The sequence below is a fragment of the Bacillus cereus group sp. MYBK245-2 genome (genome assembly GCF_051916145.1).
In the GTDB taxonomy this organism is placed as follows: Bacteria; Bacillota; Bacilli; order Bacillales; family Bacillaceae_G; genus Bacillus_A; species Bacillus_A pacificus.
Genome location: NZ_JBQAGB010000011.1, coordinates 132,579 through 146,032, shown reverse-complemented (window position 1 = coordinate 146,032; position 13,454 = coordinate 132,579). Strand labels below are relative to the sequence as shown.

Here is a 13,454-nt window from a genome sequence, read left to right as displayed (position 1 = left end):
GAGCACACAGAGAAAATGTAATTTCTCTGCGTGCTTTATTCGTTTTTTTGTGCTTTCTATCGCTCTATTACTTAATGAAACGGACATACTGATCTTCTCCATCGTCTTTGACAAAGACTCCTAGCTCATTCAGATCTTTACGTAAGTGCTTCTTTTTCTTCGAGTTTCCGTCTCGGATAGCATTTCGTCTTTCATACAAAATGGTATTTACATTTTTATTAAATCGCTCATCCTCTAATTTCCATAGACTATAGTCTTGCTTATAAGGATCTTGTTCCACCCATGGAAAGCCGTGCAGCAAGAAAATATCTTTAATTTTATGTGGATTTATATCAGATTTTTCACGTAACCATTCGCGGTCTTCTTGATCAATGATTACCACTTGGCCTGTATCTACAAAAACGGCTTTTACATTTGAACTGGTAATTTGCTTCTTTTGATCGTCCTTATTTACATGAATGCTTTCCGAAGTAATGTTCATTTTTAAAGCTTCACTATAAATAATTAAAGAAAATAAAATTCCTGCAATAACACCAATGAGCATGAGGATAATAGGAAGCCAGAAGGGGTTAATAAAATTTAAAAGTTCTATCATTTTCGAATCAGAAAAGAGGGGAATCTTTTTTATAATCTCTATTAATTTAGGTGAAAAATATCCGATAACGCCTAAAAGGATTGGACTTACTATAACAAGTAATTTTTCTAAAAAACCTAATCCAATGACAGATGCCTTTTTCATGTGTAGTTCATCCTTTCTTCATATATAATTTTTCAAAATCAGGGCATTTAAATAGTGAGTTTCTTCACCATTTTTATGAGCTCATCTGAGTAATTTTCTATAGATATAGATGCATTTGCCTTCAGCATTCTTTCTTCGATTGCTCCTAAAATAAATGAAGCTAATGTGTCGGCTTGGAAAGAGTTAGAAAATACTCCATTTTGTTGACCAGTCTTCAAAATATTTAATAACATCGTTCTAAGTGCATCATCTTCTTCATCGTCTTCAATTCTGTAATAAGGAATATTCTCTTCATTTCTTGCATTAAAGACAATCTCAATCAAGGCAATATTATTTTTGTAATGAGTTTCTTGGTAAGCCAAATGTGCTTCAATAAAAGCTTCTAGTTTGTTTATTTCAGATTGGGCTAATAGCAATCGATTGCTAATAAATTCATGTTGTTTCTTAACTAAAAATTGTAATGTCCGATTCATAAGATAAAGCTTATCGTTAAAATGATAAGAAATAAGTCCAGTGCTAATCTTAGCTTTTTTTGCTACCTTCGTTAAGCTTAAGTTGTTATATCCAACTTCTTCTAATGTATCAATACATGCAAGAATAATTTGTTCACGCCTAGCCTCTGCAATAAAAGAATCAGTCACGCTATTCAACTCCTGATTTATATAATTTGAATGTATAATCAAAAAACTGATTGGTCGTTCAATTAAATTTTAGTAAGAAATTAGAAGTATGTCAAATGCTTTATGCTTACATCTTGAAAAGGCTAATTCGCCTATCGATGAAGCCCAATTGCCAAAACAAGCCCGTTTTTAAGTAAGCCAAGCTTCCTATTCGCCCTGAAAACATAATATAAATGGAATCCCCTCATTTAGAGCAAGGTGAACTTGTTATGAATGATACTAAAGGAGGAATAGAGTAATGAGCGAAAAGTGTGAACACAGACATGATGATTGTAACCGCAGACATGGGTGCGGAGGCGGTTTTGCGCTTCTAATCGTATTGTTTATTTTATTAATTATCATCGGTGCTAGCTGCTTCGGTGGCGGAGGCGGTTGTGGTTATGGCGGTTACGGATATGGTGGCTACGGCGGATATTGCTGCTAATTAAAAACTATTGAAAATGGCCTTGTGCAATACGCACAAGGCCATTTTATTCATATTTTGATATGCTGTGATAACTTATTAATGTACAGAGATCGGATTAAGAAGAAGAAAATAATCTCGATAATCCCAAAGAAAGTGAGTACAATTAATAACTCTTTGAGTAAAGAAAAAGCGAGTATGCTTTGTAAAAACTTAACGGCAAATAATGTGTGAATACCAGCAACGATATAAGGAACGAAAAATAAAATTCCTAATTGAATCGTTGCAGAGCGAAACATTTCTGATTCTGTTAAACCAAGTTTTGTAATCGTAATATATTTTTGTTTTTCATTTGTTAAGTCGTTATACATACGGAAGTATAAAACACTAGCCGCACCGATAAAGAAAATAAAACCGAGAAATGTCCAAATAAAGAAAGTAGCAATTGAATTTCCTTTGCTGTATTTCAGGTCATCGGCAGCTGTATAAATATTAAATGGGGGTTGAAAATTACCTTCCGCATCTTTGTGTGCCTCATAGAAGTTATCTGTATCATTTCTAATATGTTTTAATATATTTTTCGTAGGAGCAATCGCATTTTCCCAGTTTTCAACGAAGTAATTATACACTATGGTTGTTTCAATATGAGGAATCATAGTATTGAATACATCATCTTGTACAACCATTAAATAAGGGAATGCGAAGGCGGGTTCAATGGATTTATTAATAAATCCTTTAATGTGAAATTCTTTTTTATTAGATCCGATTGTAATTGTATTTTGTTTTGCGAATGGATTTGATACAAGATTTAAGAGCTCTGGTGAGTAACGAGAAATCATATAAACTTGTGTAGAATCAAGATTTATTTCTGGTCTCCTTAATTGTTTTGCAAGCGTGTTATAATCACTCATTTTCATAAGAGTAATGTCTTCTTTTAAAGCGGTATCTTTTAACAATGTAGACTGATGCTTGCTGTATTGAAAATTAGCATTTGTAAGCTCCGTTTCAATTGTAGCAATATGTTTTTGTTCAAGTGAATTTTCCCCTTTAGATGTATATGTGAAGGGGATAGGAAAACGTTCTAATATCATTGCTTTCGTATTATTATTGATAGCAAATAGCGCGATAATAATTGTAAATGCAAGTGCAGATAGCATAGAAACGATAAAGAGTACATTAATATTACTACGAGTGCGGTTAGCTAAATCTGAAATCCATAACATATTTATTTGCTTCATATAAAACTTTCTCCGCTTTTTCAAAATAAAGATAAAGAGAAGAAACGTTTGTGAAAAGAATAAATATGTTCCCACCACTACGAGCGGTAAAATAGATAGCATAATTAAGAATACAGATCCATTTTGTACATTTTTTTCTGTTATATAGCCTTGCGGATAACCAGCGATATAATAACATAATGCTAAGCAAATTAAAGCAAATATCGAAATAAGTATAGATGGTTTTTTGTCTTTATCGCCTTTTTTAGTCCCTTTAATGAGCTGTGTTGTTTTACGAGTGCGAATGAACATCGGTGTAAACGTAGAAACGATGAAAAATAAAATAATAAAAGTTACGGTTGTAACGATAATTGCTTCTGTTGGCCAATATAAATAGAGGCCTTTTGCACTTGTTAATTTAGAAGTAACGAGTAAGAAAAAGTTAGAAAACACAAGACCGCCTTGAATACCAGCAAAAATAGCAAGCATTCCAATTATCATATTTTCAGTAAACAAAAGACGTTTTAATTGTTTTTGAGATATACCGAGAACAGTTAAAACGCCAAATTGTTGCTTCCGTACATTTAAAAATGTCCCAATAGAATATAAGAGAAAGAAGAACGAGAACAAAACGATAACAAACTGTGCCATGCCGGCTAAGTTCATCAATGGATCTTGTTCCTGTAATTTATTCATAATTTGTAAGCGTGGATGATACGCGTATACAGTAAATGAAAAGAAAACCATAATAGAAAACGCGCTACTCACAAAATAAGCGAAATATGCTTTCGAATTACGCGAGACATTTTTAAATGCAAATTGCCAAAATGTCATCCACGTCTTCCTCCTAGTAATGCTAAAACATCTAATATTTCTTGATAAAATTTCTCACGGTACAATCCGCGGTGTAGTTCATTGTAAAGTTCGCCATCTTTAATGAAAATGACGCGGTTACAATAACTTGCTGCGAATGGATCGTGCGTAACCATTAAAATTGTTGCATCTTCTTCTTTGTTCAATTTCGTAAATAGCTCCATTACGTCAATAGCCGCTTTTGAATCTAAATTTCCTGTCGGTTCATCGGCAAGTAAAAGTGACGGATGATGAATAACAGCACGTGCTACTGCGGTACGCTGTGCTTGTCCTCCTGACACTTCAAAAATACGCTTGTCTAAAATATGATCAATGCCAAGCTTTTTTGAAATGTTATCAAGCTTTTCATCCATTTCTTTTAATGGAATATTATCTAATGTTAAAGGTAGTACGATATTTTCACCGATTGTTAGTGTATCTAATAGGTTAAAGTTTTGGAAAACAAAGCCTAACTCTTGTCGGCGGAAAATAGCTAACTTTTCCCTACGAAATGTGTGTGGTTTTTTTCCGTTAATAACGACATCACCAGAAGTAGGGGAATCAATTGTTGAGATAACATTTAAAAATGTAGATTTACCGCTACCAGATGGTCCCATGATAGCGACAAATTCACCTTTATCTACATGTAAATTTATATTTTTTAAGGCTGTATGAGGGACTTTTCCCTCATATACTTTTGAGACGTTTTTTATGTGTAATACTTCTTCCATAGTAATCACCTTTCTATCTTTTAAAACTTAATGTGTTGTGATAATTTTTGCATATAAAAGGAACGAATTAAAAGGAAAAATAAAATTTCAACTGTTCCAAAAATCATAAGTACGACTGTAATCTCAGCGAAGAACGAGAGATGTAAAACTTCTTGTAACATCTTTGTCGCGAACATCGTATGGATGGATGCCATAATGTAAGGCACGAAGAAAAGAATCGCAAGCTGAATTGTCGCTGAACGTTTCATTTCAGTTTCCGTTAAACCAATTTTCGTAATCGTTATATATTTTTCTTGCTCATTTGTTAAATCTGTATACATCCGGAAGTAAAGAACACTGCCAGCCCCGATAAAGAAAATAACACCTAAGAAAGTACCAATTAAGAAAAATGAAGCGACATTTAGTTTTGTTTTATATAGAGAATCGCTCGCTTCACTTGCATGGAAAGGCGGGTGCTCTGCTTGAATTGCTGCATTGTCGTTATGGATTTTTGTTATAAACGATGAACCGATATTATGTGCTTTTTCCCAATCTGTAACTTTGAAGTTATATACACTCATTTGCTTGGAAACGGTCGATAAGGCTTCTACATTTTCATCAGATAGTATAAGTAATTGGTATATTAAGCTGTTTGGGAATGGACTATAACTTTTATATTCTTTCACGTGTAGTTGTAAATTGTTTTGAGTAAGTGTAAGAGTATTTTTCTGTTCTTTATTGTGAAGTGTTCCAATAACTTGATCATCTAAGTCTTTCATAAGAATATAAGATTCATTCTTATTCACCGTGAGTTTTTCCCAATTTAATGCTTTAGCAAGTACATTATAGTCACTTTGTTTAATTGCGTAATAGAGTTGCGTATTATTTTCAGCTGAAGATACTTCATATATATCCGTTTTAAATTTTGTATAAGTAAAGTGTTCTTCATTAAACTTTTGCTCTAACCAGTTTAAATGCTCATCCGCTAACGTATTTTCAGTATGTGATAAATATGTAAAAGGAAAAGGGTTTTCCCTTATCGCATCAAACTTTGTAAACTTCCCAAAACCGTATAAGAATGTAATCATTGTAAAAGCGAGTGTTGATAGCATCGCTACAATAAAGAGCATGTTAATGTTTGTCCGAATACGTGATGCTAAATCAGAAATCCAAAGCATATTAATGCGTTTCATATAAAACGTTCTTCGCGCTTTTAATATACGAATGAGTAAAAAGCTAATTTGTGAGAAGAAAAAATATGTTCCAGCTGCAATAAGCGATGGGATGACAAATATACTAGAGACGGCATATAAAAGTCCAATGATGTCACCTAGCGACAGAAAATATAATGGATTTGCGGCTAATGCATATCCAGATATTAAACATATCGCACCAAATAGAGAGATGAGCACAGATGCTTTTCTTTCTTTTTGTTTTGTTCCTTCTTTTAAAAGACGTACAGCTTTTCTCGTACGAATGAGCATCGGTGTAAAAGATGATACGAGAATAAAGAGTCCGAGAAAGATGATGATAGTTAAAATAATGGCGCTTGTAGGCCAATATAAATATAAGCCAGGTACATGTGTAATCTTGGCGGTAACTAATAAAAAGAACTGTGAAAAGACAAGTCCAAGTTGAATGCCAAAAAATATAGAAAGAACACCAATTAACATATTTTCTATAAATATGAGTCGTTTTAATTGTTTTTGAGAGATGCCAAGTACTGTTAAAATCCCAAATTGCTTTTTTCGTACTTTTAAGAAAGTACCGATTGAATATAGTAAAAAGAAAAATGAAAAGAATACAATGACAACTTCTGAAATTGTCATTAATATGTTCAGAGCATAATTTACGTCTGTCATATGCAATTTAGGATGAAATAAGTAAACTGCAAATGAGAAAAAAATAGCAATGGAAAACGCACTGCTTACAAAATAGGCGAAATAAGCTCTGGCGTTCCGCGAGACGTTTTTAAATGCAAACTGCCAAAATGTCATTCACCTAAACCTCCTAATATAATGAGTATGAAAAAGGAGGGAAGAGATCCCACCTTTTTTATGTAATAACCTTTTTAATGTGTATTAGTATATTGTGATAGCTTTTGCATATAAAGTGAACGAATGAATAAGAAAAATACGATTTCAACGAATCCAAAAATAATAAGAACGGCTGAAATTTCTTTGAACAACGATAAGCCAATTACATCTTGCAGCATTTTCGTTGCGAACATTGTATGAATGGATGCCATAATGTACGGAACGAAAAATAAAATACTAAGCTGAATGGTTGCAGATCGTTTCATCTCTTTATCTGTCACACCGATCTTAGAAATCGTTATATATTTCTCTTGTTCGTTCGTTAAATCGGTATACATTCTAAAATAAAGAACACTACCAGCACCAATGAAGAAAATAACTCCTAAAAATGTACCGATTAAGAAGTATGCAGCACTACCAGATGTTATTCTATATAACGATCCTGCTGATTCAAAGGATCGAATAAGAGGTCCTTCATACTGGAATTTGTTTCGATCTTTTTGCACTTTTTCTATAAAATTATCAGCAATCTCATACGTCTGTTCCCAGTTTTGAATTTTGTAATTATATGCTGATATATGCTTTACCGTGTTAGGTAAGTTGTTCACGACAATATCAGGCAATACGATCGTTTGATATGAAAAGTCAGATGGAATTGCACTGATATGTTCATAGCCTTTTACTTTTAATTTCGTATTTGTACTAGAGAGTGTAATGTAATCTCTTTTATAGCTTTGCTCAAATTCATTGAATATAGTGATATAAGACGTCCCCGTTAAAACATATGCTTCGTTATCATTTATAAATAGTTGTTTCATTCGTAAAGAATTCGCAAGCTTGTTATAGTCACTTTGCTTAATTGCGTATACATCATCATAAATAGCTACATCTTTATCTTCTTTTAGTGGTGTTTTATATATATCAGCTTTTATTTTCTTATAAGGAAAATGTTCTTTTTGTAATTGTTGCTCAAGCCAATTTAAATGCTCTGTAACAAAAGGATTCGCATCATAAGAAAAATAAGAAATTGGGAAAGGCGAAGTTCTATTAACGTCTAGCTTAATAAATTTTCCGAACCCATATAGGAACGTAATCATTGTGAAAGCGATAGTAGATAGCATTGCTACAATAAAAAGCATATTAATATTCGTTCGAATACGGTTTGCTAAATCAGAAATCCAAAGCATATTAATCTGTTTCATATAAAACTTTCTTCTTTTCTTTAAAATATAAATAAGTAAGAAACTAATTTGTGAAAAGAAGAAATATGTACCGATTGTAACGAGCGTTGGAATGACGAAAATACTTGAAACCATATATATAACACCTATTTGTGGGCTTACTGATACGAAATATTTAGGATTTCCAGCTAACGCATAGCCACCAAATAAACAAATCGCACCAAATAAAGAAATAAGTATGGACGGTTTTCTTTCTTTTCGTTTTTTACTATTTATTTTTAAAAGGTGTACCGCTTTTTTTGTACGAATGAGCATCGGTGTCAATGTAGATACAACGATAAAAAGACTAAGGAAGACGATTGTCGTTAAAATAAACGCGTTAATAGGCAAGTATAAATATATGCCCGGTACGTGCGTAATTTTTGCTGTCACTAATAAGAAAAATTGCGAGAAGACAAGTCCAAACTGCATGCCGAAAAAGATAGATAAAATACCGATTAACATATTTTCCATGAAGACGAGACGGTGTAATTGTTTTCTAGATATTCCTAAAACGGTCAAGACGCCGAATTGTTTTTTTCTAACTTTTAAAAAAGTACCAATGGAATATAGTAAAAAGAAGAAAGAGAAAAATACAATTACTACTTCTGAAAATATCATTAATCCTGAAATTTCAGAGACCATGCCAAATTTTTGTAATTTCGGATGGAATAAGTAAACAGCAAATGAAAAGAAAACGGCAATCGAAAAAGAACTACTTACAAAGTAAGCAAAATAAGCTCTCGAGTTGCGCGTGACGTTTTTAAATGCAAATTGCCAAAAGGTCATAAATTATACCTCCGGTTAGAAGATATAGAAGTAGTTTTATTGCAAAAAATGTATGAGAGTGAGTTCTCATACATTTTGCTTGCATATGTTACGATCATGCTTCGGTCACCTTCTCCGTATGTTCTGATTGATTATTTGCAGCGTTGTGGAAGATGATTTTAATCGTCGTTCCTTTCCCAACTTCAGAATCTAGTTTGACAGAGTGACCTAAATAATCACAAATTTTACTTACGATATAAAGTCCCATACCAGTAGATTCTCCGAATGTACGACCATTTTTCCCAGTGTAAAACGGTTCGAATACTCGTCTAATATCTTCTTGTGGAATACCAACACCTTCATCACGAACTTCTAAAATAATATCTTTTCCGTTTCGATAAGCGGATAAGAATACTTTCTTTCCGCGCTCACCAGAGTAACGAACGGCATTTGTCATTAACTGATAGATGATAAATTTTAGCCATTTCGCATCAGAAGCAACCTGTAAATCAGAATGAACTTCTAAAACAGGGAAGACTCCGTTTCGGATAAATAGTTCTTTTAATCCATTAATGTTTTTCGTTACCGTATCTTTTAATGAAATCGTCTCAACATGGAAGTCTTCATGGAAGTTATTTAACCTTGCCATGTATAAAGCCATATCCAGTCCTTGGTTTAGACGTTCTAATTCTTTTTTGAATTTCGGAATTAAATGTTCATCTTCCATTTCGAGTACCATCAGCTGCATAACAGAAACGGGTGTTTTCATTTGATGCACCCAGTGGTTAATGAATAATTGATGTTCTTGTTGTTTTACTTCATACGATTGTAGTTCTTTTTGGAATAGACGATATTGCGTGCGCACAAGTTCATTTACACCGTGAGGCATCGGAGCAGTTGCTCTTTCAATAAACGCATCTTCCATTTTTTCTGGTTGTTCACTTAATCTATGGTACATTCTACGATTGCGAACGTAACGATAAGCGAGGAAACAAATAAATAAATATAAGCTTAAAACGACGAAGTAAAATTTATTGTTTTGGAATCCATCTACTGCATCATAAAGAACGAAGATGATACCGAAGTTTAATATGTACAGTAGAAAAACTGCAAAATGATCACGTAAAAATAGCTTCATGCTTATTCACTCCAAGTTGCGTTAAAACGATACCCAAGTCCGCGCACTGTTTCAATAGCATTTTCAATACCAAGCTCATTGAACTTTTTACGAAGACGCGTAATGTTTACGTTTAATGTGTTTTCTTCAACGAAGCTCTCGTCATCCCAAAGCGCAGCTAATAAATCTTCACGGCTCGCTGTACGAGGGAATTTAGATAATAACATTTCTGCTAAAATAGCCTCTTTCTTCGTTAAAAGAACTTGCTCAGATCCGAAGTGAATTTCAGGACGTTCTGGGAATAGTTTTAAACCTTCTACTTCAACGATACGTTCAGAAATATTTGGCGCATAATCACCGTAAATACGGCGTAATTGACCTTTAATTTTTGCCATTACAACGTCATAGTGGAACGGTTTTGTAATATAATCATCCGCACCGCTTTCAATCGCCATAATTTGTTCCATCTCACCAGCACGAGCGGAAATGAAAATAATTGGACAAGTAGATTCATGACGAATTTGACGGCACCAGTAGAATCCATCGAATTTCGGTAAGTTTACATCAAGTAAAACAAGATGTGGTTTCACTGTGTTAAACGATTCCATAATATCATCAAAGTTTTCAGTAACAACAGCGTCGTAACCGTACTTTTGAATGTGAGATTGTAGTAATGATGAAATATTTGGATCGTCTTCAACGATTAAAATTTTATACATATGTATATTCCTCCTAAAAAAACAATTGTAGCTATAGTGTATCATGTGTTTCAAGTCTTTTCATTATGTTGAAAGATAAGCTAATAAACAGTATAGGGCAAAAGCGTGAAAAGTAAAAAGGGCCTCGTATATAATTGACAATCAACTGAAATCATTTTAACATTTAGATAAATATCTAAATGTCTAATTATCGAAAGGAAGAAAGATATTGAATCAAGCGTTCAAAGCATTAGCAGATCCAACAAGGCGAAAAATTTTGGATTTATTAAAAGAAGGTGATCTAACCGCTGGTGAAATCGCTGAACATTTCAATATGACAAAACCAAGTATTTCACACCACTTAAACGCACTTAAAAATGCTGAACTTATTCAAGATGAAAAGAAAGGGCAATTCGTTGTGTACTCTTTAAACACAACTGTATTTCAAGATTTATTAACTTGGGTGTTTACGTTTACGAATAAGGGGGAAGAGGGGAAATGAGAAAACATGTATTTCCGTTATTATTAATTGCTTTAACGATTATTGCATGGTGCGTTGCTTGGCCCAATTTACCAGAAGAAGTTCCGAGTCACTGGAATGTTTCGGGTGAAGTAGATGGACATATGTCTAAAATGGGAGGTATGATTTTTGATGTGGCAATTATGGTTTTTATATATGCTTTATTGACTGTATTGCCTAAGATAGATCCGAAGTATAAGAATTATGATAAGTTTTCTAAGGGGTATAATGTAATAAATTATAGTGTATTAATCTTATTATTTTTAGTAAATATCATTGGAATTGGAGCTGGATTAGGCTATGACATTCCAATGAATAGTACACCGCATATTCTTGTTGGTCTTTTATTTATAGTTATAGGCAACTATTTACCACAATGTAAACCGAATTATTTTGTAGGCATAAAAACACCGTGGACGTTAAGTAACGAAGAAGTATGGAGAAAGACACACCGTTTTAGCGGAAAAGTGTTTGTTGTATTAGGGGTTATTATGATTTTAAGTATTTTTGCCCCCGTAGCGTGGAAAGGTTTCCTAATCATTGGAATTATTGTCGGGGCAGTAGGATTAACGATGGGATATTCATATGTTGTTTATAAAAAAGAAATAGGGGCCTAATAAAAAATTATGGGGGAGAGAGGATGAAAAGACACGTATTACCATGGAGTTTAATTAGTGGCATTGCAATTGGATGGTATATTGTATGGCCATATTTACCAAAACAAATTCCACGCCATTATAATGCTGCAGGAGTAGTAGATGGATATTTTTCTAAAATAGAAGCAAGTTCATTCTCGATAGGTAGTATGGTAGTGCTCTATATGATATGGCTAGTTTTTGGATTCATAAAAGATAAGTCTATACAGCAATCCAAAGTTCTTTCAGCGATTAATTATGCTATTCTCTTTATCGGATTTGGATGTAACATATTTGCACTATTAGCAGCGTCTAATTATATTGCATCGGGCTCAATTGCATTTAATTTTGGACTTGGAACATTGTTTCTTGTATTAGGTAATTACATGCAACAAACGAAGCCGAACGGGTTAGTAGGCATTCGAATGGACTGGACATTAGAAAATCCTGTAGTTTGGAGAAAAACACATAGATTTGCTTCGAGGGTATTTGTAATAGGTTCACTTTGTATATATGCCGGGGCTTTGCTTCCAGATCCATTTAATATTTTTATGGGGATTGGAATCATATTAATATGTATTATCGTATCAACAATAAAGTCATATAGCATTTATAAAGAAGAGTTGAAAATGTAAATAAAGCTGCTTTTCCTTTTAGGGAAGAGCAGCTTTGTTTTTTTTATCACTTCTTCAAAACCGGTATCCAAATTTCACTTTTAAAGTTTGGAGAGGATGTATCTTTCTGTTCATTCCACAATATTTCCGGTCCTTCCGCTAGTTCATAGTTTGAGGAAGGAAACCATTCAGAATAAATGCGTCCCCATACATTTTGTAATGTTTCAGGAAATGGACCAACAGCTTCAAATATAGCCCACATTGAAGCTGCGACTTCAAGTTGCACAAATCGCTCAGGACAATCTTTCGTTGTGGCTACTCCAATGTAGTGATCGAGTTCGCCTTTTTCCTCCATTCTTCCTTCAGAAAAGTTAGTAGAAGCACTAATGATTCCAGTAGGTTCCATATTTGAAAGGGACTTTAATGTTTGAATAGCCTCTGGATTTAAACTTTTCCACATAGAAGCAATTTCTTCATTTACACCGCTAAATACAATCGGTACTCGTTTTGTAATACCTATAATTTGAAATGAGTCTTTTTCTTCAATTCGATAGTTCATTTCATTTCCTCCTTGAATGGATAATTGGAAGGTCATTGGTGAATAGGCTTTTAGGGAATGACTACTATTTCGGGCCTCTGAAGGTGTTATGCCGTGCAAGTTCTGAAAGGCACGCGCAAAAGAATCTGGTGAGTTGTACCCATATTTGATAGCGACATCAATGACTTTTGCATCGCTATTTTTTAGTTCAAAAGCAGCGAGAGTAAGACGTCTACAACGAATATATTCTGATAGTGATATGCCAGCTAGAAAAGAAAACATTCTTTTGAAATGATATTCCGAGCAGTAAGCTAGCTTCGCAACTTCTTTAAAATTAATTTCATTTGTTAGGTTGTTTTCAATATAGTGCATTGCAGCATTCATATTTTTAAGTGAATCCATATGATGACCTCCTCTGTACATAGAATAGCAGGAACGAAATAGCTCCATCCGACATTTCATGCACAACTTTGTAGGGTACATTTTGTACCTTACAAAATTGTAATGTTCCTGTAAGGAGAATGAATGGATGGCATGATATCCCAATGTTATAGTAACAAAGTACTTTGATTCATAAGGTTAAATTTTGATTTCTTTGCTCACCGGCCTTACATAACTGTCATGTTTGTGTAAGAAACATCGATAGTGGTAAGAGTAGAGAATGTATATAGTGAAAATAGAGAATAGATGAAATGAGGGATGTCGAG

At 33.6% G+C, this 13,454-nt stretch carries 13 protein-coding genes; 4 read left to right on the top strand and 9 right to left on the bottom strand.

The features are described 5' to 3' along the window. Positions 1–67 precede the first annotated feature (67 nt). Positions 68–739 (bottom strand): YqeB family protein, encoded by a 672-nt coding sequence (locus tag ACTFRN_RS18770; RefSeq protein ID WP_014893450.1) that lies wholly within the window; start codon positions 737–739, stop codon positions 68–70. Positions 740–786: 47 nt separating this feature from the next. Next, positions 787–1,380, bottom strand: a complete 594-nt coding sequence (locus ACTFRN_RS18765; RefSeq protein ID WP_014893451.1) for a TetR/AcrR family transcriptional regulator — start codon at positions 1,378–1,380, stop codon at positions 787–789. Positions 1,381–1,657: 277 nt separating this feature from the next. On the opposite strand from ACTFRN_RS18765, the gene ACTFRN_RS18760 reads away from it, so the two are divergent. Beyond that, the gene (locus tag ACTFRN_RS18760; protein ID WP_001290397.1) at positions 1,658–1,843 is read left to right on the top strand and encodes a YjcZ family sporulation protein; all 186 of its coding nucleotides are present in this window, start codon (positions 1,658–1,660) and stop codon (positions 1,841–1,843) included. Between the two features lie 50 nt (positions 1,844–1,893). Here ACTFRN_RS18760 and ACTFRN_RS18755 read toward each other — a convergent pair whose 3' ends face one another. From ACTFRN_RS18755 to ACTFRN_RS18730, 6 genes are all read right to left on the bottom strand, one after another. After that, the gene (locus ACTFRN_RS18755; RefSeq protein WP_000144921.1) at positions 1,894–3,873 is read right to left on the bottom strand and encodes an FtsX-like permease family protein; all 1,980 of its coding nucleotides are present in this window, start codon (positions 3,871–3,873) and stop codon (positions 1,894–1,896) included. Continuing rightward, a complete protein-coding gene (locus ACTFRN_RS18750; protein WP_000393249.1) occupies positions 3,870–4,622 on the bottom strand; it encodes an ABC transporter ATP-binding protein in 753 nt (250 codons plus the stop codon). Before ACTFRN_RS18750 ends, ACTFRN_RS18755 begins: the two co-directional genes overlap by 4 nt. A 20-nt stretch (positions 4,623–4,642) precedes the next feature. After that, positions 4,643–6,598, bottom strand: a complete 1,956-nt coding sequence (locus ACTFRN_RS18745; RefSeq protein WP_000144898.1) for an ABC transporter permease — start codon at positions 6,596–6,598, stop codon at positions 4,643–4,645. 74 nt (positions 6,599–6,672) lie between these two features. After that, positions 6,673–8,646 carry an FtsX-like permease family protein gene (locus tag ACTFRN_RS18740; RefSeq protein WP_000145041.1) on the bottom strand — a complete coding sequence of 658 codons (1,974 nt, stop codon included), beginning with the start codon at positions 8,644–8,646 and terminating at the stop codon, positions 6,673–6,675. Positions 8,647–8,740: 94 nt separating this feature from the next. Next, a complete protein-coding gene (locus ACTFRN_RS18735; protein WP_074567878.1) occupies positions 8,741–9,763 on the bottom strand; it encodes a sensor histidine kinase in 1,023 nt (340 codons plus the stop codon). Between the two features lie 2 nt (positions 9,764–9,765). Continuing rightward, positions 9,766–10,461, bottom strand: a complete 696-nt coding sequence (locus ACTFRN_RS18730; protein ID WP_000276733.1) for a response regulator transcription factor — start codon at positions 10,459–10,461, stop codon at positions 9,766–9,768. 208 nt (positions 10,462–10,669) lie between these two features. On the opposite strand from ACTFRN_RS18730, the gene ACTFRN_RS18725 reads away from it, so the two are divergent. The 3 genes from ACTFRN_RS18725 to ACTFRN_RS18715 are packed head-to-tail and all read left to right on the top strand — an operon-like array spanning position 10,670 to position 12,230. Then, positions 10,670–10,942, top strand: a complete 273-nt coding sequence (locus tag ACTFRN_RS18725; protein WP_001070526.1) for an autorepressor SdpR family transcription factor — start codon at positions 10,670–10,672, stop codon at positions 10,940–10,942. Further along, a complete protein-coding gene (locus tag ACTFRN_RS18720) occupies positions 10,939–11,577 on the top strand; it encodes an SdpI family protein (RefSeq protein WP_074567877.1) in 639 nt (212 codons plus the stop codon). Before ACTFRN_RS18725 ends, ACTFRN_RS18720 begins: the two co-directional genes overlap by 4 nt. A 23-nt stretch (positions 11,578–11,600) precedes the next feature. Further along, a complete protein-coding gene (locus ACTFRN_RS18715) occupies positions 11,601–12,230 on the top strand; it encodes an SdpI family protein (RefSeq protein WP_000820682.1) in 630 nt (209 codons plus the stop codon). A 46-nt stretch (positions 12,231–12,276) separates the two neighbouring features. Here the strand turns inward: ACTFRN_RS18715 and ACTFRN_RS18710 are convergent, their stop codons facing one another. Continuing rightward, positions 12,277–13,149: an AraC family transcriptional regulator gene (locus tag ACTFRN_RS18710; protein ID WP_000377681.1), complete on the bottom strand. Its 873-nt coding sequence runs from the start codon at positions 13,147–13,149 to the stop codon at positions 12,277–12,279. Between the last annotated feature and the right edge of the window lie 305 nt (positions 13,150–13,454).

What these genes read in the sequence shown, in the direction of transcription:
- ACTFRN_RS18770 (WP_014893450.1), bottom strand. Translation starts at nt 739, where the DNA reads ATGAAAAAGGCATCTGTCATTGGATTAGGTTTTTTAGAAAAATTACTT.
- ACTFRN_RS18760 (WP_001290397.1), top strand. Translation starts at nt 1,658, where the DNA reads ATGAGCGAAAAGTGTGAACACAGACATGATGATTGTAACCGCAGACAT.
- ACTFRN_RS18755 (WP_000144921.1), bottom strand. Translation starts at nt 3,873, where the DNA reads ATGACATTTTGGCAATTTGCATTTAAAAATGTCTCGCGTAATTCGAAA.
- ACTFRN_RS18750 (WP_000393249.1), bottom strand. Translation starts at nt 4,622, where the DNA reads ATGGAAGAAGTATTACACATAAAAAACGTCTCAAAAGTATATGAGGGA.
- ACTFRN_RS18745 (WP_000144898.1), bottom strand. Translation starts at nt 6,598, where the DNA reads ATGACATTTTGGCAGTTTGCATTTAAAAACGTCTCGCGGAACGCCAGA.
- ACTFRN_RS18740 (WP_000145041.1), bottom strand. Translation starts at nt 8,646, where the DNA reads ATGACCTTTTGGCAATTTGCATTTAAAAACGTCACGCGCAACTCGAGA.
- ACTFRN_RS18735 (WP_074567878.1), bottom strand. Translation starts at nt 9,763, where the DNA reads ATGAAGCTATTTTTACGTGATCATTTTGCAGTTTTTCTACTGTACATA.
- ACTFRN_RS18730 (WP_000276733.1), bottom strand. Translation starts at nt 10,461, where the DNA reads ATGTATAAAATTTTAATCGTTGAAGACGATCCAAATATTTCATCATTA.
- ACTFRN_RS18720 (WP_074567877.1), top strand. Translation starts at nt 10,939, where the DNA reads ATGAGAAAACATGTATTTCCGTTATTATTAATTGCTTTAACGATTATT.
- ACTFRN_RS18715 (WP_000820682.1), top strand. Translation starts at nt 11,601, where the DNA reads ATGAAAAGACACGTATTACCATGGAGTTTAATTAGTGGCATTGCAATT.
- ACTFRN_RS18710 (WP_000377681.1), bottom strand. Translation starts at nt 13,149, where the DNA reads ATGGATTCACTTAAAAATATGAATGCTGCAATGCACTATATTGAAAAC.